Here is a 21909-nt window from a genome sequence, read left to right as displayed (position 1 = left end):
CCCGCACCGGCCTCATCGCGGGTAAACCCGCTCCCACAGGTATTGCACAGGTTTCGGAATCTGTGAGGACCTTGTGGGAGCGGGTTTACCCGCGAATAGGCCGGTACTGGCTATCAGTGCAGCTCGAAGGTGTCAGCATCCAGGTTGGCCGGGAACTTGGCCCGGTAGGCCGCAAGCTCCGCCGCGCTCAACACCGCGGTGAACACCCCATCGGCCTCCCCGGCACTGAGCAGGCTCTCACCCTGGAAGTCCAGCACCTGGCTGTCGCCGGAGTAGGCAAAGCCCTTGCCGTCGGTGCCCACCCGGTTCACCGCCGCCACATAGCACAGATTCTCGATACCCCGCGCCGGCAACAGGCGGTTCCAGTGCTGGCGGCGCGCAGCCGGCCAGTTGGCGGTGTACAGCAACAGGTCGGTGTCCTGGGCATCGCGGCTCCACACCGGGAAGCGCAGGTCGTAGCAGATCAACGGGCGAATCCGCCAGCCCTTGAGCTCGAACTGCACCTGGCGCTCGCCAGGGGTGTAATGCTTGTGCTCACCGGCCATGCGGAACAGGTGGCGCTTGTCGTAATGCAGGATCTCGCCATCCGGCCGCGCCCACAGCAGGCGGTTGCGGTGGCTGCCATCAGCGGCCTGGATGATCACGCTGCCGGTAATCACCGTGTCGTACTTCTTCGCCTGGGCCTTCAGCCATTTGTAGGTCGGGCCATTCTCCGGCTCGCACAGGCTTTCCGATTGCATAGAGAAACCGGTAGTGAACATTTCCGGCAGGATCACCAGGTCCACTTCGCCCACCTGCTCCAGCAGCACCTCGAAGTGCGCATAGTTGGCCTCGCGGTCGTGCCAGGCCAGGGTGGTCTGCACCAGGGCGACTTTCAGGTTCGGCAGTGTGCTCAGATCGCGCATAGTCTTTCCGCTGCCTGACGCAGCGTCTCCTCTCGTTTGGCAAAGCACAGGCGGACCAGGCGTTGCTCGGGGATGGGCTGCTGGTAGAACACCGACACCGGAATGGTCGCCACGCCGTGCTCACGGGTCAGCCACAGCGACATGTCTACATCGTTCAGGTCCGGGCGGATCTGCGAATAGTCCACCAGCTGGAAATAGGTACCCGCCGTACGGGTGAAACGGAACCGCGAGCCTTCCAGCAAGCCGCAGAACAAGTCTCGCTTGGCCTGGTAGAAGGCCGGCAGTTCATCGATATGCTCGGGGTGCTCGGCCATGAAATCGGCCAGGGCGCACTGCAGCGGGGTCACCCCGCAGAAGTTGACGTACTGGTGCACCTTTCGCAGCTCGGCGCTCAGCGTCGGCGGGGCGATCACGTAGCCGGTCTTCCAGCCCGTGACGTGATAAGTCTTGCCGAACGAGCTGACCACGAAGGCACGCGGGTACAGTTGCTCGTGGGCCAGCACGCTGGCATGACGCACACCGTCGTAGACCAGGTGTTCGTACACTTCATCGCTGACCAGGTAGATATCGCGGTCAGCGATCAGCCGCGCCAACTGGTCGAGGTCATCGCGGGTAATCAGCGCACCGCTGGGGTTGTGCGGCGAATTGAGGATGACCATGCGCGTGCGCGGGCTGAGTGCATCGCTGAACTTCTGCCAGTCGATGCGGAAATCGCCGTCGCTCAGCTGTACATGCACGCAGCGCCCACCGGCCAGTTCCACGGACGGCTCGTAGCTGTCATAGCAAGGGTCGAAGACAATCACTTCGTCGCCAGCATGCACCACCGCCTGGATGGCGCAGAAGATCGCCTCGGTGGCGCCAGGGGTGATGGTCACTTCCTGGTCGGCATCCACCTGCGCGCCATACAGCCGCGCGACCTTGGCCGCGACCTGCTGGCGCAGGGCCGGCAGGCCGGTCATCGGCGAATACTGGTTATGCCCGGCGGCCACATGCCGGCCGACTGCATCGAGCAGCGCCTGCGGGCCATTGAAGTCGGGGAAACCTTGCGACAGGTTGAGCGCGCCCGTCTGCACGGCGAGCTGGGACATGGTGGTGAAGATGGTCGTGCCGACATTCGGCAGTTTGCTGCGGATCATGGAGCCCTCTTTCCTGGGGGGTATCCGGCACGGGGTGGAGTCCGAGCATAGCGGATCGAGCGGTCAGGAAAAAGCCGAGTGCTCCAATGACAACTGGTTTCGGCGCCAGCACAGGTGGGACAGGGCTCCCCACATCAGGGTTACGGGTCTAATTGAGTATCCACTTCAAAGCAATTTTCCTCGCAATATGTATACTTCATTTTGAAGCTCCGCTATCTGTAGATCGTATGGACGATTGTGAATTTCCCTTCTCCGTTCAAGACTATGTAAATCAGCATCCGAAAGGTCATAATCAAATTTACTACCATTCATTCGTCTACCCTTCAAGACCGCAATATGCTTCTCGCGACCCGCGATTTCACCATAAATCGGCGCATTATGGTTACCCCGAGTGATGTAGTCCTCATGAGCGCGTAAATGGCGATCCTGCAACATCTTCATATTACTCGTAAATGTTTCCGCTGCCTCACTAAAATTAGCCGCCCTTAGCCCGAGTTTATACTTACGGTCAAGTACACGAAATGCGGTGCTCCCTTCCTTCGCCCCAATACTTTCCAGCTTGGCCCCCAGCTCCTTAACTCCCTTCATGTGGTTTTCAATGGTCCTGGCAATACGGTTCGGATGTACAGATTCATCAAAATCGATCAAAGGAAAACTGTTCATCGATTTGGTAGAGCGCGAGACATCTTTAAACACGTTTTTCATCTTGAAATAGGATCTGCGAGAAAATAGCCCCCACGGAGCATGCCCGCTAGGATCAACATAATTGACAGGGTCCCCATTGCAATACCCATATGCGTTCATTACCCTGAAAGGTGCAAAACTGTCCGGGGAGTTAAATCTCATACCGTTAAATAATCTGTAGCCATTCCCCAGCATATACCCTTGAAGCAAGTCATCATAATACTCACCATTGAACCCTAGCGAGGAGCGCCCCGAAGAAAGGGAGGAACAATGGCCATAAGCGGTATAATCAAACGTCTCCCGACCACTCTCATGCGCCACGCCAACTACAGAGCCAGAGTTATCAACCGATAATAGGGCAATGCTATCTACAGCACTGTTCCTCGACTCGGCCAATAATTGCCCTCCGACCCGAAAAACAGTACCACTACCTTGATCACGAAGGATCGCATGCACATTACGACCACAATAAAACAGCCTCAAAGCTTTACGCTGAAGTTCCATACTTAGCCCCTGATTGACAGACAACTTAACCCAAGTCTTTCAAAGACTACAGCAACGGACAACTAGCATTTTTACCAGGCAGGGTCAGCAGCCCCTGCTTATGGGCGTGATGAGACAATAGAAGAAGAGCTCGAGCATAGCGAATCGAGCTGTCAGGGGAGGATTGAAGATGGTGGAAGTTATACTGGTTCAAGGGCCTCTTCGCGGGTAAACCCGCTCCCACAGGTACTCACAGAATTCGAAAACTGTGGGGACCTGTGGGAGCGGGTTTACCCGCGAAGAAGTCGACGCGGAATCAGCGCTTGTCGCGACGCTTCTTCTCGGCCTTCTTGTGGTGCGACATCAGGCGACGCTTCTTGTTGACCTGGCGATCGGTGAGGGTGTTCTTCTTGCCCTCGTACGGGTTCTCACCGCCCTTGTACTCGATGCGGATCGGCGTACCGACCAGTTTCAGCACGCGGCGGTAGGTGTTCTCCAGGTAACGCGAGTACGACTTGGGAATCTTGTCGGTCTGGTTGCCGTGGATCACGATCAGCGGCGGGTTGGCACCGCCGAGGTGGGCATAGCGCAGCTTGATGCGGCGGCCGTTGACCAGTGGTGGCTGGTGCTCGCTCACGGCATCTTCGAGGATTTGCGTCAGGCGGCTGGTTGGCCAGCGGGTTACCGCCGACTTGAACGCGGCCTGCACCGACTTGTACAGGTTGCCCACGCCAGTGCCATGCAGGGCGGAGATGAAGTGGATGTCGGCGAAGTCGACGAAGAACAACCGGCGCTCCAGCTCGGTCTTCACGTAGTCGCGCTCGCCCGGCTGCATGCCATCCCACTTGTTCAGGGCGATGACGATGGCACGGCCAGCTTCCAGGGCGAAGCCCAGCAGGTTCAGGTCGTGGTCCACCACGCCTTCGCGGGCGTCCATGACGAAGATTACCACGTTGGCGTCCTTGATCGCCTGCAGCGTCTTCACCACCGAGAACTTCTCGACTTCCTCGTGGATCTTGCCGCGTTTGCGCACGCCAGCGGTGTCGATGAAGGTGTACTTCTCGTCATCGCGCTCGAACGGAATGTAGATACTGTCGCGGGTGGTACCCGGCTGGTCGTACACCACCACGCGCTCTTCGCCGAGCATGCGGTTGACCAGCGTCGACTTGCCGACGTTGGGGCGGCCGATGATGGCGATCTTGATGCCATCCTTCTCGCTCGGGCCCGGGATACGCACCGCTTCTTCGCCTTCGGCGACTTCGGCGTCCAGCGCTTCCTCGACTTGGTCACGCGGGATGTGGCCAAGCACGGCTTCCATCAGCGCGTTGATGCCACGGCCCTGGGAACCAGCCACCGGAATGGCGTTGCCCATGCCCAGCGGCGAGAACTCGGCGCGGGCGACGTCGGCGTCGATGTTGTCGATCTTGTTGGCAACCAGGATCGCTTCCTTGTTCCGCTTGCGCAGGTGCTCGGCGATCATCTGGTCGGCGGCGGTCATGCCGGCGCGGGCATCGACCAGGAACAGTACATAGTCGGCTTCTTCGATGGCCATGAGCGACTGCTCGGCCATTTTCTCGTCCATGCCCACTTCGTCACCGGTGATACCGCCGGTGTCGATCAGGATGAAGGAACGACCCTGCCAGCTGGCATCACCATACTGGCGGTCACGGGTCAGGCCCGACAGGTCACCGACGATGGCATCGCGGGTCTTGGTCAGGCGGTTGAACATGGTGGATTTGCCGACGTTCGGGCGGCCCACCAGGGCGATTACGGGAACCATTCGGCTCTCCACTCTTGAATTCTTGAAAATGCAAAGGCCGCTGCAAGGCAGCGGCCGGAGTTCGGGCGGCGTGTCCTGCGCCGCGGCTTGAAGCCCGCCAAGGCTTCAAGCATAGCTTCAGCGGATGGTCAGTGCCTCGAGCTTGCCGCTGTTGCCGAAGACGTAGATGGTGTCGCCGACCACAAGTGGACGGGCACGCAGGCCATCACTGTCGATACGCTCACGGCCGACGAAGCGGCCATCGACCTGGCTCAGCAGGTGCAGGTAACCCTCGAAGTCGCCCACCGCCACGTAGCTGGAGAACACTTCAGGTGCGGTCAGCTGGCGGCGAGCCATGGTGTCATTGGTCCACAGGGCGCTGGACGAGCGCTCGTCGACGCTTTCGACAGTACCGGAAGCTTCGCTGACATAGACGTTGCCGTAGCCCTGGGCGACACCCACGTAGCTGGAGGCATCACGCTGCCACAGCACGCGGCCGCTTTCCAGGTCCAGGCCCGCGACGCGGCCCTGGTAGGTGCTGACGTACAGGGTACCACCCGACAGCAGCAGGCCGCCGTCGATATCGACCACACGGTCCAGCTCGGAACGGCCCTGCGGAATCGCCACGCGGCTTTCCCACACCGGCACGCCGTTGTTGATGTCCACCGCCACCACCTTGCCGGTGGACAGGCCGGCGACGGCCAGGCGGTTGGTGGCGATCGGCGCGCCGGTGCCACGCAGGGTCAGCACGGCCGGGGTGTTTTCGTAGATCCAGCGGCGGTCGCCAGTGGCGGCATCCAGGCCGATCAGGCGATCGTCCTGGGTCTGCACCACCACCACCTCACCGTTGTTGGCCGGCGGGGCCAGTACTTCGCTGGTCACCCGGGAGCGCCAGCGCTCCTCACCGGTGCTGGAGTCCAGCGCGATGACTTCACCCTTGAGGGTGCCGATCATGACCAGGCCGTAGCCCACGCCGACAGCGCCGGACACCGGCAGCTCGAGGTCCTTCTTCCACACCACGTCGCCGGTGATGCGGTCGAGGGCAAAGACTTCGCCGTTGACGTCGGAGGCGTAGATACGGTCGTTCTCGATGGCCGGTACCAGGGTGTTGTAGGTCTCGCCCTGGCCGTCACCGATCGAACGGCTCCACTGCTTCTTCAGCACCACTTCCTCGGTGAACTTGGTCAGCTCGGCCGGGGGCAGTTCCTTCTTGCTGTTGCTGCTGCAACCCGCGGCCAGTACGGCCAGGGTCAGCACTGCTGCATGTTTCCAACCGATCACTTACGCGTCCCCTTTGGCCAAGTCATCCAGCTTCAATTGCAGGCCACCGACCGCCGCCTCATCGGACAGCGCAGCCTTGGCTTTCTCGTAAGCGCTGTGCGCGTCGTCGGCGCGGCCCAGCTGCACCAGCAGGTCACCTTTCAACTCTTCGCGGCTGGCCAGGAAGGCCTTGTCGGCATCGCCGTCAAGCAGCTTGAGGGCGTCCTCGGCCTTGTTCTGGGCGGCCAGCACACGAGCCAGGCGCTGACGCGAAATTTCGCCCAGGGTGGCATCAGCCGGCTTGTCCAGCACGCTCTTCAGCTCGGCAGCAGCGTCGTCGAGCTTGCCGCTCTCGACCGCGACCTTGGCCACGAACAGGCTGCCGTACTGGGCGTAGGCGGTACCGCCGAACTCGCTCTTGAGCTTGCCGGCCAGTTCCGCGACCTTGGTCGCGTCAGGCTGGCCGGTCGGCGTCAGGCTGGTTTCCAGCAAGGCCTGGTACAGCTGCGAGGCACCTTGCGACTGATTGTTCTGGTACTTGTGCCAGGTATTCCAGCCCAACACCACCACGCCAGCCAGCAGGGCACCGGTCAGCAGCGGCTTGCCGTTGCGGTTCCACCAGTCCTTGACCCCTGCCAGTTCATCATCGGTACTCGACACCCCAATACTCCTTTTCGCCTATTCGCTTGTTGAACCGCGTTACGCCTGCGCGATCGCGGTTTCCAGGTGCTCTGCCAGAGCATCCCAGGCAATGTTCTGTTGTTCGCCCTGACCACGCAGGGGCTTGAAGCCGATTTCTTGCTTGGCCAGCTCGTCGTCACCGAGGATCAGTGCGAACAGCGCGCCGCTCTTGTCGGCTTTCTTGAACTGGCTCTTGAAGCTGCCACCACCGGCGTTGACTGCCAGGCGCAGGCCCGGCAAACGGTCGCGCAGGCCTTCGGACAGGCGCAGGCCGGCCAGCTCCGCCTGTTCGCCAAAGGCGCACAGGTAGACGTCGATCTGGCGGCTGATGGACTCGGGCACCTTGCCCAGGGTTTCCAGCAGCAGGATCAGGCGCTCGATGCCCATGGCGAAACCGACACCAGGGGTCGGCTTGCCGCCCATCTGTTCGACCAGGCCATCGTAACGGCCGCCGGCGCAGACGGTGCCCTGGGCGCCGAGCTTGTCGGTGACCCACTCGAACACGGTCTTGCTGTAGTAGTCCAGGCCGCGCACCAGCTTGGTGTTGATCACGAACGGGATGCCGGCAGCATCCAGACGGGCCTTGAGGCCCTCGAAGTGCACGCGCGACTCTTCGTCCAGGTAGTCTTCCAGCTTCGGCGCACCGACCAGCACCGCCTGGGTGTTCTGGTCCTTGCTGTCGAGGATGCGCAGCGGGTTGCTCTTCAGGCGGCGCTGGCTGTCTTCGTCCAGTTGCTCCAGGCGCGCCGAGAGGAACTCGACCAGCGCGTCACGGTAGCGTGCACGGGCTTCGCTGGTGCCCAGGCTGTTGAGCTCCAGCTTGACCGCATCCTGGATGCCCAGCAGGCCCCACAGGCGCCAGGTCAGCATGATCAGCTCGGCGTCGATGTCCGGGCCGTCCAGGTTGAACACTTCCACGCCGATCTGGTGGAACTGGCGGTAGCGGCCCTTTTGCGGGCGCTCGTGACGGAACATCTGGCCGATGTACCACAGTTTCTGCACCTGACCGTTACCGGTGATGCCATGTTCGAGCACGGCACGCACGCAGGCAGCGGTGCCTTCGGGGCGCAGGGTCAGCGAATCGCCGTTGCGGTCCTCGAAGGTGTACATCTCTTTTTCGACGATGTCGGTCACTTCACCGATGGAGCGCTTGAACAGCTCGGTGAACTCGACGATCGGCGTGCGGATCTGGCTGTACCCGTAGGTGTCCAGCAGGCCGGCCACGGTGCCTTCGAAGTAGCGCCACAGCGGCGACTGTTCTGGCAGGATGTCGTTCATGCCACGGATGGCTTGCAGCGATTTGCTCACGAAAAGTCCTTACGAATTCTGTGTGTCAGCCACGGACGATCAGCGCCGCGTCGGCTTCGGCCTTTTCGGCCGCTTTCTGGCGGATGAGCTTTTCCAGCTCGTCGACCAGGTTGTCGTTGGTCAGTTTCTGTGCCGGCTTGCCATCGATGTAAATCAGGTTCGGCGTACCGCCAGTCAGGCCGACATGCGCTTCCTTGGCTTCACCCGGGCCGTTGACCACGCAACCGATCACCGCCACGTCCAGCGGCACCAGCAGGTCTTCCAGGCGCCCTTCCAGCTCGTTCATGGTCTTGACCACATCGAAGTTCTGCCGCGAGCAGCTCGGGCAGGCGATGAAGTTGATGCCGCGCGAGCGCAGGTGCAGCGACTTGAGGATGTCGTAGCCGACTTTCACTTCTTCGACCGGGTCGGCCGCCAGCGAGATACGAATGGTATCGCCAATGCCTTCGGCCAGCAGCATACCGAGGCCGACCGCGGATTTCACCGTCCCCGAACGCAAGCCACCGGCTTCGGTGATGCCCAGGTGCAGCGGCTGCACGATCTGCTTGGCCAGCAGGCGGTAGGCTTCGACGGCCATGAACACATCGGAGGCTTTGACGCTGACCTTGAAGTCCTGGAAGTCCAGGCGGTCGAGGTGCTCGACGTGGCGCAGGGCCGACTCGACCAGCGCCGCCGGGGTCGGTTCGCCGTACTTCTTCTGCAGGTCCTTTTCCAGGGAGCCGGCATTGACGCCGATACGGATCGGGATGCCGCGGTCGCGGGCGGCATCGACCACCGCGCGCACACGGTCTTCACGGCCGATATTGCCCGGGTTGATACGCAGGCAGTCGACGCCCAGTTCGGCCACGCGCAGGGCGATCTTGTAGTCGAAGTGGATGTCGGCAACCAGCGGCACGCTGACCTGTTGCTTGATGCGGCCGAACGCCTCGGCGGCGTCCATGTCCGGTACCGAGACGCGCACGATGTCCACGCCGGCATCGACCAGGCGCTGGATTTGCGCCACGGTGGCGGCCACATCGTTGGTGTCGGTGTTGGTCATGCTCTGCACCGCGATGGGGGCATCACCACCCACCGGCACATTGCCGACCCAGATTTTGCGGGATTCGCGACGTTTGATCGGAGATTCGCCGTGCATGATTACTGTCCCAACTTCAGGCGAGCGGTCTCGCCACTGGTGAACGGGGCAACATCGACGGCCTGGCCGTTGTAGCTGACCTGGGCGCCACGGGCAAAGCCCAGGCGTACCGAGAACGGCGGCGTGCCGGTCAGCTCGAGGTTGTCCCCCTTGCGCTTGATGGCGCTGAACAGCACCTTGCCGTTGCCGTCGGTGACCTGGGTCCAGCAATCGGCGACGAACTGGATGGCGACCTTGGCGCTGCCAGCCGGCACTGCGACCGGAGCGGCAGGCTCGGTGGCGGCCACGGTCGCTACGGGCGTAGCAGGTGCAACCGCCGCCGGGGCCGGGGCCGGGGCAACCGGTGCTACCGGCGCAGGCGTGGCAGCAGGGGCGCTGGCGACCGGTGACACAGGCGCCTGCTGGGCCGGTGCCGGCACCGCGGCAGCGGTAGCGGCAGGTGCCGGGCTAGCCGGTGCCGGTTCGGCGGCGGCAGGCTGCTCGGCAGCGCCCTGCTCCAGCGGCAGCGGCGCGCTCTCGGGCTGCTGCCCAGCGGAAACAGCCTGGTCTTCAGGCTCATCGAGCGGGTGAATCTGGGTGGTACCGTCGGCGCTTTCGACTTCGACATGCTCCAGGGCGATCTTGGCCAGGTCCTTGCCACGCAGGCTGCCTTGATCCTGCCACCAGACGAAGCCGCCGCCGACCACCGCCACCAGCAGCAGCAGGCTGACGCCACGCAGGATATTGTGCGACAGGCGCACCGGCTCTTCGATACGGCCCAGCGAGTGCACGTCGCTGCCTTTGGCGTGGGTGCCGGTGTAACGGTCGAATGCGTCCACCAGGGCAGCCTGGTCCAGGTCCATCAGCTTGGCATAGGCGCGGATATAACCACGGGCGAAGGTATGCCCCGGCAGCTTGTCGAAGGCGCCGGTTTCCACGTGGTTCAACGAACTGACAGTGAGGTTGAGCTTGCGGGCCACCTCGGCTTGTGACCAGTCCCGGTTCTCACGGGCCTGACGCAAAAGCTCACCGGGGTTCTGGCCAGGCGCTACTGCTACTTCGGGATGCGCGGCTTTCATCGTTGCTCCGACAGGTATTGCTGATATTCCGGCGTACCGGGATAAAGTCGTTGTAATTGCTGGCCCAGCTCGGCCAGTGTGCCCTGCTCGTCGAATACCCTGGCAAGGCGACTGCCCAGCAGCAGGCTACGGGCATCGTGGTCGCTCAACTGGCTGAAACGATCGTAGTAGTCCCGGGCCGGCACATAATGCCTGTTTTCGTAGGACAACTCAGCCATTTCCAGCAACGCTTTCGGTTGCCGCTGGTTGAGTTGCAAAGCTTTCAGCAGATACGCGTGCGCCTGGTCGCGGCGCTCGAGCTTCAGGGCGGTCAGGCCCAGGTTCTCGTACACGCGTGAACGCTCAGGATACAGGGTATCGGCGCTGGCCAGGCGAAACATCTGCTCGGCCTCGGCAAATCGCCCCTGAGCATAAAGGAAACTGCCGTAATTGTTGCGAATTCGCGTGTCGTCCGTGCGTGCCTGCAGCGCCTTGCGAAAGTGCGCTTCGGCCAGCGCAGGCTCGCCTTCGGCCTGGAAGACCAGCGCCAGGGCGGCGTGGGCGTCGGCATCACCGCTATCCAGGGCCAGGGCCTTGCCCAGCGGCGCCTTGGCCTGCTCGGTCAACCCCTGTTGCAAATAACCCAGCCCAAGCTGCACGTAGGCCCGCCCCGCCTCTGCCCTGCCCTGGCGGCTAGCCAGGGGGTCGCTCGCGCCGCCCGACACGCAGCCGGCCAGCAGCGAAAGCGCAAGGATCGACAGCGCGGCGCGCAGGCTCATGGGCAAGGTCCCGGTCAGTGGCTGGCGGGGCTGTCTTGCAGCTCGGCGTCCGCGGACAGCTGGCGCACAGCGATGTAGCGCTCGCTGCGGCGGGTGCGGTCGTTGACCTGGCCGACCAGCTGGCCACAGGCAGCGTCGATGTCCTCACCACGGGTGGTACGGGTGGTGACGTTGAAGCCACCGTGGTGCAACAGGTCCTGGAAGCGGCGGATGGCGTTGTTGCTCGGCCGCTCGTAGCCGGAGTGCGGGAACGGGTTGAACGGGATCAGGTTGATCTTGCATGGCACGTCGCGCAGCAGCTCGATCATTTGCGCAGCATGCTCAGGCTGGTCGTTGACGTCCTTGAGCAGGGTGTACTCGATGGTCAGCACGCGCTTGCCACCCAGGGTGGACATGTAGCCCATGCAAGATTCCAGCAGCATCTTCAGCGGGTACTTCTTGTTGATCGGTACCAGCTTGTTGCGCAGCTCGTCGTTCGGTGCGTGCAGCGACAGGGCCAGCGACACGTCGATGTGCTTGGCCAGTTCGTCGATCATTGGCACCACGCCCGAGGTGGACAGAGTGACGCGACGCTTGGAAATGCCATAGCCCAGATCTTCCATCATGATCTTCATGGCGGCGATGACATTGTCGAAATTCAGCAGGGGTTCGCCCATGCCCATCATGACCACGTTGGTGATAGCGCGGTCGATCTTGGCCGGAACGGTCCCGAAGGATTTGTTGGCAAGCCACACCTGGCCGATCACTTCGGCGGCAGTGAGGTTGCTGTTGAAGCCTTGCTTGCCGGTGGAGCAGAAACTGCAGTCCAGAGCACAGCCGGCTTGCGACGACACGCACAGGGTGCCGCGATCGTCGGTGGGAATGTAGACGGTTTCGACGCAGCTGCCGGAGGCAACGCGGACCACCCACTTGCGGGTACCGTCGGCGGAAATGTCTTCACTGACCACTTCCGGGCCCCGAATCTCGGCAACGGCCTCGAGCTTTTCGCGCAAGGCCTTGCCGACATTGGTCATGGCGGCGAAATCGTCGACGCCAAAGTGGTGAATCCATTTCATGACCTGACCGGCACGAAAACGCTTCTCTCCGATCGACTCGAAGAATTTTTCCATTTCCTGCAGGGTCAGGCCCAACAGGTTGATCTTGCCAGTCATGTCACTCATGGAATCACCCAAGACCTGCTTCGCTTAGCGAATGCGGTCGCACAGCTCGGTAGCGGAGAAGAAGTAAGCGATTTCGCGGGCAGCCGAAGCTTCCGAGTCGGAACCGTGAACAGCGTTTTCGTCGATGGAAACGGCGAAGTCAGCACGGATGGTGCCGGCAGCAGCTTCTTTAGGGTTGGTGGCACCCATCAGCTCGCGGTTGGCCAGAACGGCGTTTTCGCCTTCCAGAACCTGAACGATGACCGGGCCGGAAGTCATGAAGGCAACCAGGTCAGCGAAGAAGCCGCGCTCTTTGTGCTCGGCGTAGAAGCCTTCGGCTTCGGCTTTGGACAGTTGCTTCATTTTCGAAGCGACGACGCGCAGGCCGGCTTTCTCGAAACGAGTGGTGATCTCGCCGATGACGTTCTTGGCAACGGCGTCAGGCTTGATGATGGAGAAAGTACGTTGAACAGCCATGGAAAACTCCAGAAATATGAGTGTTGCGAAAAATTAAACCCGCGAATTATACGCGGGTTCCAGGGGATTGCCTAACCTGCAGGACGCGTTCAGTCGGCTTCTTCGATCCAGGCCGCCTGGATGGCCTCGAGCACTTTCTCACCGCCGCGTGACGGATCGTCGCTGAATTCTGGCAAGGCCAGCACCCAACGGTGCAGATCGACGAAATTCACATAACGAGGATCGACTTCCGGCTTGCTTTCTGCAAGCTGAATGGCGATCTCAAGTACATCAATCCATTTCAGGCTCATGGGGCAAACCTCAGTGCGGCGCTTCGGCGGCGTGGTTGAGCGAATACTTGGGGATCTCGATGACCAGGTCCTGGTCAGCGACAACCACCTGACAGCCGAGGCGCGATTGAGCCTCCAGGCCCCAGGCCTTGTCCAGCATGTCCTCTTCCAGTTCGTCGGCTTCTTCAAGCGAATCGAAGCCCTTGCGCACGATGCAATGGCAAGTGGTGCAGGCCTTGACCCCGCCACAGGCGCTTTCCATCTCGATGTGATGGTCGTGGGCCAGCTCCAGGATGTTGGTCCCGGGTTCGACTTCCACGGTCAGCCCTTCAGGGCAGAACTTCTCGTGCGGCAGGAATGTCACCAGCGGCATCGGTTACTCCTCGATCTCATTCAGGTTGCGCCCGGCCAGTGCGGCTTTGACCGTCGAATCAAGGCGACGGGCGGCGAAGGCGTCGGTCACTTGCGACAGACGCTTGGTCTGTTGCTCGATGGCTGCGCCATCGGTGCCGGCCAGCAAATCACGTAGTTCCTGCATCTGGAATTCGATGGCATCACGCTCGTCACTGCTGAGCAGGCGCTCGCCATCGGCGTCCAGGGCGCCCTGTACCGCTTCGAGCAGGCGCTCGCCGTCGACCTGGTGCTCGCGCAGCTGACGGGCCTGCTTGTCGGAACCGGCGTGTTCGAAGGAGTCCTTGAGCATGCGGGCGATTTCGCCGTCGGTCAGGCCGTAGGACGGTTTGACCTGAATGCTCGCTTCCACGCCCGAGCCCAGCTCGCGGGCAGCGACGCTGAGCAGGCCGTCGGCATCGACCTGGAAGGTGACGCGGATCTTAGCCGCACCGGCGACCATCGCCGGGATGCCACGCAGCTCGAAGCGCGCCAGCGAGCGGCAGTCGCTGATCAGCTCGCGCTCGCCCTGCAGCACGTGGATCATCATGGCCGACTGGCCATCTTTATAGGTAGTGAATTCCTGGGCTCGCGCCACCGGGATGGTGGTGTTGCGCGGGATCACCTTCTCCATCAGCCCGCCCATGGTTTCAAGGCCAAGCGACAGCGGGATGACATCGAGCAACAGCAGTTCGCCGCCTTCGCGGTGGTTGCCGGCCAGGGTGTCGGCCTGGATGGCAGCACCGATAGCCACCACCTGATCGGGGTCGATCGACGTCAGCGGGGCGCGCCCGAACAGCGTGCCGACCGCTTCGCGCACTCGCGGAACACGGGTCGAACCACCGACCATGACCACGGCGCTGACTTCTTCCAGCTCGACGCCGCTGTCGCGCACGGCGCGGCGGCAGGCCTTGAGGCTGCGGGCAATCAGCGGCTCGATCATGGCTTCGAAACCGGCGCGGCTCAGCTGACCCTGCCAGGCACCATGGCTTACGTCGACCACATCGGCGTCGGTCAGGGCTTCCTTGGCGGCGCAGGCGGTTTGCAGCAACTGGCGCTGGGTGGCCGGGTCTAGGTCGGACGAGAGACCGGCCTGTTCGATGATCCAGCCGGCAATAGCGTGGTCGAAGTCGTCACCGCCCAGGGCGGTATCGCCACCGGTGGCCAGCACTTCGAACACGCCGGCAGTGAGGCGCAGGATGGAGATATCGAAGGTACCGCCGCCCAGGTCATAGATGGCCACCACGCCTTCGGCGTTCTGGTCCAGGCCATAGGCCACGGCAGCGGCAGTCGGCTCGTTGAGCAGGCGCAGCACGTTCAGGCCGGCCAGGCGCGCAGCGTCCTTGGTGGCCTGGCGCTGGGCGTCATCGAAATAGGCCGGCACGGTGATCACCGCCCCCACCAGCTCACCGCCGAGGGTGGCTTCGGCACGCTCGCGCAGCACCTTGAGGATATCGGCGGACACTTCCACCGGGCTTTTCGGCCCTTGCACGGTGTCGATGAACGGCATGTGCGACTCACCGCCAACGAAGCGGTACGGCAGCTGCTCGCCCAGTTGCTTGACGTCGGCGAGGCCGCGCCCCATCAGGCGCTTTACCGACAGCACGGTGTTCAGCGGGTCGCTGGAAGCGGCATCGCGTGCAGCCTGCCCCACTTCGTTGCGCCCTTCGAGGTAGCGCACCGCGGACGGCAGAATGACATTGCCCTGCGCGTCGGGCAGGGGCTCGCTACGGCCGCTGCGCAGTGCGGCGACCAGGGAGTTGGTGGTACCCAGGTCGATCCCCACCGCCAGGCGGCGCTGATGCGGCTGAGGGCTTTGACCGGGTTCGGCAATCTGCAGTAGGGCCATGCTTATCTGAATACCTTAGGTGCCATCACGGGCAGCACCGGGTTAATCGTCGAGGCGCTCTTCCAGTTGGCGCACTTCTTGGGCGAGCTTGTCGAGGAACTGCATGCGGCGCATCAGGCGTTCGGCCTTGTCGCGCTCGCCTGGGGCGTCCCAGCAGGCGGCAAAGTCCTCGTTCAGCGTGTCCTGGGCGACTTTCAGGCGCTTCTTGAACACGGCCACGCCATCGAGGTCGGCTTCGTCCTGCAGTTCTTCGAGCTCTTCACGCCACTGCATCTGCTGCAACAGGAAGTCAGGGTCGTGGACCGTGACCTCCTGAGGCACTTCGTGGCCGCCGATGGCCAGCAGGTAGCGGGCTCGACGCGGCGCACTGCGCAGGGTCTGGTAGGCGTCGTTGAGAGCCGCGGACTTTTCCAGTGCCACGCGCTGCTCGCGCTCGGAGGCGTCGGCAAAGCGGTCTGGATGAACTTCGCGGGCCAGCTCGCGGTAGCGAGTGGCCAGCTTGTCGAGGTCCAGGCGGAAGCTTGGCTGGAGGTCAAACAATGCGAAATGACAAGGAGTACCCACAGCCAGCCTCAAACGTTGAAGCTTTCGCCGCAGCCACACTCACCGCGCACGTTGGGGTTGTTGAACTTGAAGCCTTCGTTCAACCCTTCCTTGACGAAGTCCAGTTCGGTGCCGTCGAGGTAGACCAGGCTCTTGGGATCGATGATCACCTTGACGCCATGGTTCTCGAACACCTGGTCTTCGTCCGCCAGCTCGTCGACGAACTCCAGCACGTAGGCCAGGCCCGAGCAACCGGTGGTGCGCACGCCCAGGCGAATGCCTTCGCCCTTGCCGCGCCCTTCCAGGGAACGCCGCACATGGTTGGCGGCGGCTTCTGTCATGCTGATAGCCATCTGGACTCCTTACCTCGCAACAGGCGGCTTAGATCAAGCCTTTCTTCTGCTTGTAATCGCGTACGGCTGCCTTGATGGCATCTTCGGCGAGTACCGAGCAGTGGATCTTGACCGGCGGCAACGCCAGTTCTTCAGCCAGCTGGGTGTTCTTGATGGTTTCGGCTTCGTCCAGGGTCTTGCCCTTCATCCACTCGGTGGCGAGGGAGCTGGAAGCAATGGCCGAACCGCAGCCGTAGGTCTTGAACTTGGCGTCTTCGATCACGCCCTGCTCGTTGACCTTGATCTGCAGGCGCATCACGTCACCGCAGGCCGGGGCGCCGACCATGCCGGTACCGACATCCGGGTCTTCGGCATTCATCTTGCCGACGTTACGCGGGTTTTCGTAGTGGTCGATGACCTTTTCACTGTATGCCATGGTGCAATTCCTTCCTCATCAGGGAGCCGCTCTTGCCGGCGACTGCTTAGTGGGCGGCCCACTCGATCTTGGAGATGTCAACGCCGTCTTTGTACATGTCCCACAGCGGCGACAGCTCACGCAGTTTGTTCACGGCCTCGCAGACTTTCTGCGCGGCGTAGTCGACTTCTTCTTCGGTGGTGAAGCGGCCGAAGGAGAAGCGGATCGAGCTGTGCGCCAGCTCGTCGTTGCGGCCCAGGGCGCGCAATACGTAGGACGGCTCGAGCGACGCGGAGGTGCAGGCCGAACCGGACGATACGGCGATGTCCTTCAGCGACATCAGCAGCGATTCGCCTTCGACGTAGTTGAAGCTCAGGTTCAGGTTGTGTGGTACGCGGGCAGTCTTGCTGCCGTTGACGTACAGCTCTTCGAGGTCCGAGACCTGCTTGAAGAAGCGGTCGCTCAGGGCCTTGATGCGCACGTTTTCCGCGGCCATTTCCTGCTTGGCGATGGCGAAGGCTTCGCCCATGCCGACAATCTGGTGAGTCGGCAGGGTGCCCGAACGCATGCCGCGCTCATGGCCACCGCCGTGAATGATGGCTTCCAGGCGTACACGCGGCTTGCGGCTGACGTACAGCGCGCCGATGCCTTTCGGGCCGTACACCTTGTGCGCCGAGAACGACATCAGGTCGACCTTCAGCTTTTGCAGGTCGATTTCGACCTTGCCGGCCGACTGCGCGGCATCAACGTGGAACAGCACGCCGCGCGAGCGGGTCAGTTCACCGATGGCGGCGATATCGTTGATCGAGCCGACTTCATTGTTCACGTGCATCAGCGAAACCAGGATGGTGTCGTCGCGCAGCGCCGCCTCGACCATGGCCGGGGTGACGATACCGTCTTCGCCTGGCTCGAGATAGGTGACTTCGAAACCTTCACGCTCCAGCTGGCGAGCGGTATCCAGTACCGCCTTGTGCTCGATCTTGGAGGTGATGATGTGCTTGCCCTTGGTCTGATAGAAGTGCGCGACGCCCTTGAGTGCGAGGTTGTCGGACTCGGTGGCACCGCTGGTCCAGACGATTTCACGCGGATCGGCGTTGATCAGCTCGGCAACCTGGCGACGACCGTTCTCGACCGCTTCCTCGGCTTTCCAGCCGAAGACGTGGGAGCGCGAAGCCGGGTTACCGAAGTTCCCGTCGACCAGCAGGCAGTCGGCCATCTTCTGGGCCACGCGTGGGTCGACCGGGGTGGTCGCGGAGTAATCGAGGTAGATCGGCAACTTCATTTGTCTCTCCTATCAGGCGGTGGCGTCGCTCGTCGTCCCGGTGGGATCAATCGACGGCGGACGTCTCAATCTTGTCCAGCTGGGCGGTACGGCCTGCGACACGACGCAGGTCCTGACGCTGGGCGACTTCCTGCACCTCGCGGCGCATGACGAGGTCGGCCAGGCTTATACCGCTGAGGAATTCATGGATCTGCTGGCTGAGGTCGCACCACAGGTGGTGGGTCAGGCAGGTGTCACCGGCATGGCAGTCCCCGAGCCCCTGGCAACGGGTGGCGTCGACCGATTCGTTGACCGCATCGATGACCTGGGCCACCTGGATGGTTTCCATGCCACGCGACAGTTGGTAGCCACCGCCTGGACCACGCACGCTGGATACCAGGCTGCTGCGGCGCAGCTTGGCGAACAGCTGTTCCAGATAAGAGAGGGAGATGCCCTGGCGCTCGGAAATGTCGGCCAAAGACACCGGCCCATGCTGCGCGTGCAACGCCAGGTCGAGCATGGCGGTCACGGCGTATCGGCCTTTGGTAGTCAGTCGCATGGCTATTGGGTACCACGGGAGTTACAGGATGTGAGCGAGTATGCGATTCCCGAGCATTTAAGTCAACTATTAGACCTAGTGCTTTAGTCGGGTTTGCATCGGGGAGGCGGGCGCGATTGTAGCAGACAGGGGGCGTGAGCACACGCCCCGTATGTCACCGTGATTTCAGCGCGGCGCAATCAATGCGATTGAGTGTCGCGCTCAGCCACCTGGGCAACTTCCTTGAAGTCATCTTCCGGCAGGGCCGGCAGCTCCTTGGCGCAATAATCGCTGCCCATCTTGGTCAGGGCGCCGCACATGCCCTCCAGCCGCTCGTCGACTGCCTGCAGGTGATCGAGCATCTGGCCGATGGCACGGGCCACCGGGTCGGGCATGTCGCCACTGACGCCATAGGCATCGAAGCCAATCTTCTCGGCCATGGCCTTGCGCTTGGCCTCGACCTCATCGTTCTCGCTCTTGACGATGATTCGCCCAGGGATGCCGACCGCCGTGGCGCCGGCCGGCACCGCCTTGGTCACCACCGCATTGGAGCCGATCTTGGCCCCGGCACCGACGGTAAACGGCCCGAGCACCTTGGCCCCCGCCCCTACCACCACGCCGTTTTCCAGGGTGGGGTGGCGCTTGCCTTTGTTCCAGCTGGTGCCGCCCAGGGTCACGCCCTGGTAAAGGGTGACATCGTCGCCGATCTCGGCGGTTTCGCCGATGACGATGCCCATGCCGTGGTCGATGAAGAAGCGCCGGCCGATGGTGGCTCCGGGGTGGATCTCGATGCCGGTCAGCCAGCGGCCGAAGTTCGACACCAGGCGGGCCAGCCACTTGAAATCACGCTTCCACAGGGCATTGCCCAGGCGGTGCAGCCAGATGGCGTGCATGCCCGGGTAGCAGGTCAGCACCTCGAAGGCATTGCGCGCGGCCGGGTCACGATGGAATACGCTTTGAATATCTTCACGCAGGCGTTCGAACATCTGTCAGTCCTTCCGTTTATGCGGCTCGCCCCGGACCACTTTCTGGGTCTCGGTGAGGATGCCGCGCAAAATGCTCATTTCCGAACGCTCGACCGCCACCCGCCCATACAGCCGGCGCAGGCGCGGCATCAGGTGCTTGGGCTTTTCGGGGTCAAGGAAGCCGATACCGACCAGGGTCTTCTCCAGGTGGTCGTAGAACAGCTCCATTTCGTCCATTGTCGCCAGCTCGCTGGCGTCAACCTTCTCGACCTTGCCCGGCGCTGCACCGGCGGCCAGCCAGGCCATGCGCACCTCGTAGGAGAGTACCTGGACAGCGGCGGCCAGGTTCAGCGAGCTGAAGTCGGGGTTGGAGGGAATGTGCACGTGGAAGTGACATCGCTGCAGTTCTTCGTTGGTCAGGCCGGCGTGCTCACGGCCGAACACCAGGGCGATTTCCTCGCCACCGTTGGCATGCTCCACCGCCTTGGCCCCGCATTCGCGCGGGCCGATCAGCGGCCAGGGGATGCTCCGTTCGCGGGCGCTGGTGCCCATCACCAGGTTGCAGCCGACCAGCGCCTGCTCGAGGCTGTCGACCACCTGGGCGTTGTCCAGCACATCGTCGGCACCCGAGGCTCGGGCACTGGCATCCACGGCGGGGAACTCTTTCGGCTGCACCAGCACCAGACGCGACAAGCCCATGTTTTTCATGGCACGTGCAGCGCCGCCGATGTTGCCGGGGTGGCTGGTATTGACCAGAACAACACGAATATTTTGCAGCAAGGTGTTGTGCTCACAGATGCAGGAATCAGGGGGTTCGATCTTACAGAACCGACAGACGTAACGCCACGAAAGCAAATGTGACACTTCTGCCGCCAAAGTTTTCTGCTAGAATGATCGGCTTTCTTCTTTAACATCTCCAGGTGACCCGCCCATGCAGCCTATGCTGAATATCGCCCTGCGCGCCGCTCGCAGCGCCAGTGAACTGATTTTCCGCTCCATCGAACGCCTGGATAGCATCAAGGTCGATGAGAAAGAGGCCAAGGACTACGTTTCCGAAGTCGATCGCGCCGCCGAGCAGAGCATCGTCAACGCCCTGCGCAAGGCCTACCCGAACCACTCCATCCAGGGCGAGGAAACCGGCCTGCACGCGGGTAGCGGCGAAGAAGGCAAGGATTACCTGTGGATCATCGACCCACTGGACGGCACCACCAACTTCCTGCGTGGCATCCCGCACTTCGCGGTCAGCATCGCCTGCAAATACCGTGGCCGCCTTGAGCACGCCGTGATCGTCGACCCGGTTCGCCAGGAAGAATTCACTGCCAGCCGTGGCCGTGGCGCCCAGCTCAACGGTCGCCGTCTGCGTGTCAGCTCCCGCACCAGCCTGGAAGGCGCCCTGCTGGGCACCGGCTTCCCGTTCCGTGACAGCCAGATGGCCGACCTGGACAACTACCTGGGCATGTTCCGCGCCCTGACTGGCCAGACCGCCGGCATCCGCCGCGCCGGCTCCGCCAGCCTGGACCTGGCCTACGTGGCCGCCGGCCGTTTCGACGCCTTCTGGGAATCGGGCCTGTCCGAATGGGACATGGCGGCTGGCGTGCTGCTGATTCAGGAAGCAGGTGGCCTGGTGAGCGACTTCAACGGTGGCCACGACTTCCTCGACAAGGGCCATATCGTTGCGGGCAACATCAAGTGCTTCAAGGCCGTGCTGACTGCTATCCAGCCGCACCTGCCAGAGAACATGAAGCGCTAAGCGCGGATTGCCGGCAAACAAAAAGCACCCCTCGGGGTGCTTTTTTTGTGCCTGACAGTTTTGCATTGCCTGTGCCGGCCTCTTCGCGGGTGAACCCGCTCCCACAGGATTGTGCGATCACTGTGGGAGCGGGTTCACCCGCGAAGAGGCCGGTACAGGCAACTCAAATTACTGCCCGGCTTCGCTCAGGATCAGCTTGCCGTTCTTGTCCACCGGAATGGTCGACCCGGGCTCGTGATCCATCTTCACCTGCCCCACCTTGTCGCCAATGGTGTACTTCACGTTGTAGCCGACCACTTTCTCACTGATGTCGTTGACCGTGTTGCAGCGGGTTTGCGTGGTGGTGTAGGTGTCACGCTCCTGCATGCCCTCCTGCACCTTGTTGCCGGCATAACCACCACCGACCGCACCGGCCACGGTGGCGATCTTCTTGCCGCTACCACCACCAATCTGGTTACCCAGCAGGCCACCGGCAATGGCGCCCACCACGGTACCTGCAATCTGGTGCTGGTCCTTGACCGGCGCCTGCCGCGTCACGGCGACGTCCTTGCAGACCTCACGGGGGGTTTTTACCTGTTGTTTGATCGGTTGCACATCGGTGACCTGCGCATACTCAGGCCCCTTGTTGACCAAGCTGTAGGTCGCGACAGCACCTCCGGCAGTCACACCGACAGCACCCAGTACCGCACCCACAAGCATTGATTTGTTCACATGAACCTCCTGATCAAAACCCGCGGGTCCGACCCGCCTTCTCCCAGCCTTGGAGTAAAAAAAAAGGCGCGAGTTCAATACTCGCGCCTTTCTGGCCGCCAAA

The 21909-nt window shown here is 62.3% G+C and carries 24 protein-coding genes; 1 reads left to right on the top strand and 23 read right to left on the bottom strand.

Features of this window, described 5'->3' with window-relative positions; all coding sequences use genetic code 11:
• Nucleotides 1-113 precede the first annotated feature (113 nt).
• The 22 genes from RIN61_RS16280 to trmJ all read right to left on the bottom strand — a co-directional run bounded on the left by RIN61_RS16280 (nucleotide 114) and on the right by trmJ (nucleotide 20125).
• A complete protein-coding gene (locus RIN61_RS16280) occupies nucleotides 114-905 on the bottom strand; it encodes an amidohydrolase (RefSeq protein ID WP_087503096.1) in 792 nt (263 codons plus the stop codon).
• The gene (locus RIN61_RS16275) at nucleotides 893-2041 is read right to left on the bottom strand and encodes a pyridoxal phosphate-dependent aminotransferase (protein ID WP_112250711.1); all 1149 of its coding nucleotides are present in this window, start codon (nucleotides 2039-2041) and stop codon (nucleotides 893-895) included. Before RIN61_RS16275 ends, RIN61_RS16280 begins: the two co-directional genes overlap by 13 nt.
• A 165-nt stretch (nucleotides 2042-2206) precedes the next feature.
• Nucleotides 2207-3229: an RHS repeat-associated core domain-containing protein gene (locus RIN61_RS16270; protein WP_112250710.1), complete on the bottom strand. Its 1023-nt coding sequence runs from the start codon at nucleotides 3227-3229 to the stop codon at nucleotides 2207-2209.
• 295 nt (nucleotides 3230-3524) lie between these two features.
• Nucleotides 3525-4988 carry a ribosome biogenesis GTPase Der gene (gene der / locus RIN61_RS16265; protein WP_114167747.1) on the bottom strand — a complete coding sequence of 488 codons (1464 nt, stop codon included), beginning with the start codon at nucleotides 4986-4988 and terminating at the stop codon, nucleotides 3525-3527.
• Nucleotides 4989-5105: 117 nt separating this feature from the next.
• Nucleotides 5106-6248: an outer membrane protein assembly factor BamB gene (bamB, locus tag RIN61_RS16260; RefSeq protein ID WP_025337779.1), complete on the bottom strand. Its 1143-nt coding sequence runs from the start codon at nucleotides 6246-6248 to the stop codon at nucleotides 5106-5108.
• Nucleotides 6249-6887, bottom strand: a complete 639-nt coding sequence (locus RIN61_RS16255; protein ID WP_013971027.1) for a tetratricopeptide repeat protein — start codon at nucleotides 6885-6887, stop codon at nucleotides 6249-6251.
• Nucleotides 6888-6926: 39 nt separating this feature from the next.
• Nucleotides 6927-8216 (bottom strand): histidine--tRNA ligase, encoded by a 1290-nt coding sequence (hisS, locus tag RIN61_RS16250; RefSeq protein WP_075043833.1) that lies wholly within the window; start codon nucleotides 8214-8216, stop codon nucleotides 6927-6929.
• Between the two features lie 25 nt (nucleotides 8217-8241).
• Nucleotides 8242-9351 carry a flavodoxin-dependent (E)-4-hydroxy-3-methylbut-2-enyl-diphosphate synthase gene (gene ispG / locus RIN61_RS16245; RefSeq protein ID WP_003257869.1) on the bottom strand — a complete coding sequence of 370 codons (1110 nt, stop codon included), beginning with the start codon at nucleotides 9349-9351 and terminating at the stop codon, nucleotides 8242-8244.
• Nucleotides 9352-9353: 2 nt separating this feature from the next.
• Nucleotides 9354-10409 carry a RodZ domain-containing protein gene (locus RIN61_RS16240; protein ID WP_313852858.1) on the bottom strand — a complete coding sequence of 352 codons (1056 nt, stop codon included), beginning with the start codon at nucleotides 10407-10409 and terminating at the stop codon, nucleotides 9354-9356.
• The gene (gene pilW / locus RIN61_RS16235) at nucleotides 10406-11167 is read right to left on the bottom strand and encodes a type IV pilus biogenesis/stability protein PilW (protein ID WP_112250705.1); all 762 of its coding nucleotides are present in this window, start codon (nucleotides 11165-11167) and stop codon (nucleotides 10406-10408) included. The genes RIN61_RS16240 and pilW overlap by 4 nt, the downstream gene beginning before the upstream one ends.
• 14 nt (nucleotides 11168-11181) lie before the next feature.
• The gene (gene rlmN, locus RIN61_RS16230) at nucleotides 11182-12327 is read right to left on the bottom strand and encodes a dual-specificity RNA methyltransferase RlmN (protein WP_133970441.1); all 1146 of its coding nucleotides are present in this window, start codon (nucleotides 12325-12327) and stop codon (nucleotides 11182-11184) included.
• A 24-nt stretch (nucleotides 12328-12351) separates the two neighbouring features.
• Entirely contained in the window at nucleotides 12352-12783 is a 432-nt protein-coding gene (gene ndk, locus RIN61_RS16225; protein ID WP_023382208.1) for a nucleoside-diphosphate kinase, read from the bottom strand.
• A gap of 89 nt (nucleotides 12784-12872) precedes the next feature.
• On the bottom strand, nucleotides 12873-13073 hold the full coding sequence (gene iscX / locus RIN61_RS16220; protein WP_003257859.1) for a Fe-S cluster assembly protein IscX: 201 nt from the start codon (nucleotides 13071-13073) through the stop codon (nucleotides 12873-12875).
• A 10-nt stretch (nucleotides 13074-13083) separates the two neighbouring features.
• Complete coding sequence (fdx, locus tag RIN61_RS16215; RefSeq protein WP_025337773.1) at nucleotides 13084-13425, bottom strand: ISC system 2Fe-2S type ferredoxin; 342 nt, start codon at nucleotides 13423-13425, stop codon at nucleotides 13084-13086.
• A 3-nt stretch (nucleotides 13426-13428) separates the two neighbouring features.
• Complete coding sequence (gene hscA, locus RIN61_RS16210; protein ID WP_112250701.1) at nucleotides 13429-15291, bottom strand: Fe-S protein assembly chaperone HscA; 1863 nt, start codon at nucleotides 15289-15291, stop codon at nucleotides 13429-13431.
• Between the two features lie 42 nt (nucleotides 15292-15333).
• Nucleotides 15334-15855 (bottom strand): co-chaperone HscB, encoded by a 522-nt coding sequence (gene hscB / locus RIN61_RS16205; protein ID WP_015269012.1) that lies wholly within the window; start codon nucleotides 15853-15855, stop codon nucleotides 15334-15336.
• Between the two features lie 8 nt (nucleotides 15856-15863).
• A complete protein-coding gene (iscA, locus tag RIN61_RS16200) occupies nucleotides 15864-16187 on the bottom strand; it encodes an iron-sulfur cluster assembly protein IscA (protein ID WP_003257854.1) in 324 nt (107 codons plus the stop codon).
• A 28-nt stretch (nucleotides 16188-16215) separates the two neighbouring features.
• Nucleotides 16216-16602 carry a Fe-S cluster assembly scaffold IscU gene (gene iscU / locus RIN61_RS16195; protein ID WP_003248539.1) on the bottom strand — a complete coding sequence of 129 codons (387 nt, stop codon included), beginning with the start codon at nucleotides 16600-16602 and terminating at the stop codon, nucleotides 16216-16218.
• Between the two features lie 46 nt (nucleotides 16603-16648).
• Entirely contained in the window at nucleotides 16649-17863 is a 1215-nt protein-coding gene (locus RIN61_RS16190; protein ID WP_013971017.1) for an IscS subfamily cysteine desulfurase, read from the bottom strand.
• 46 nt (nucleotides 17864-17909) lie between these two features.
• Entirely contained in the window at nucleotides 17910-18401 is a 492-nt protein-coding gene (iscR, locus tag RIN61_RS16185) for a Fe-S cluster assembly transcriptional regulator IscR (RefSeq protein ID WP_008092572.1), read from the bottom strand.
• 179 nt (nucleotides 18402-18580) lie between these two features.
• A complete protein-coding gene (cysE, locus tag RIN61_RS16180; RefSeq protein WP_112250699.1) occupies nucleotides 18581-19366 on the bottom strand; it encodes a serine O-acetyltransferase in 786 nt (261 codons plus the stop codon).
• Nucleotides 19367-19369: 3 nt separating this feature from the next.
• Nucleotides 19370-20125, bottom strand: a complete 756-nt coding sequence (gene trmJ / locus RIN61_RS16175; protein WP_031325634.1) for a tRNA (cytosine(32)/uridine(32)-2'-O)-methyltransferase TrmJ — start codon at nucleotides 20123-20125, stop codon at nucleotides 19370-19372.
• Between the two features lie 151 nt (nucleotides 20126-20276).
• On the opposite strand from trmJ, the gene suhB reads away from it, so the two are divergent.
• Nucleotides 20277-21095, top strand: a complete 819-nt coding sequence (suhB, locus tag RIN61_RS16170; RefSeq protein WP_025337769.1) for a type III secretion system regulator SuhB — start codon at nucleotides 20277-20279, stop codon at nucleotides 21093-21095.
• Between the two features lie 168 nt (nucleotides 21096-21263).
• Here suhB and RIN61_RS16165 read toward each other — a convergent pair whose 3' ends face one another.
• Nucleotides 21264-21806 carry a glycine zipper 2TM domain-containing protein gene (locus RIN61_RS16165; protein ID WP_085623867.1) on the bottom strand — a complete coding sequence of 181 codons (543 nt, stop codon included), beginning with the start codon at nucleotides 21804-21806 and terminating at the stop codon, nucleotides 21264-21266.
• Nucleotides 21807-21909: the final 103 nt, after the last annotated feature.

Source organism: Pseudomonas inefficax (genome assembly GCF_032164165.1).
GTDB lineage: Bacteria > Pseudomonadota > Gammaproteobacteria > Pseudomonadales > Pseudomonadaceae > Aquipseudomonas > Aquipseudomonas inefficax.
Note: the sequence above shows the minus strand (reverse complement) of the source record. Positions and strands in the feature narration are given on the sequence as shown.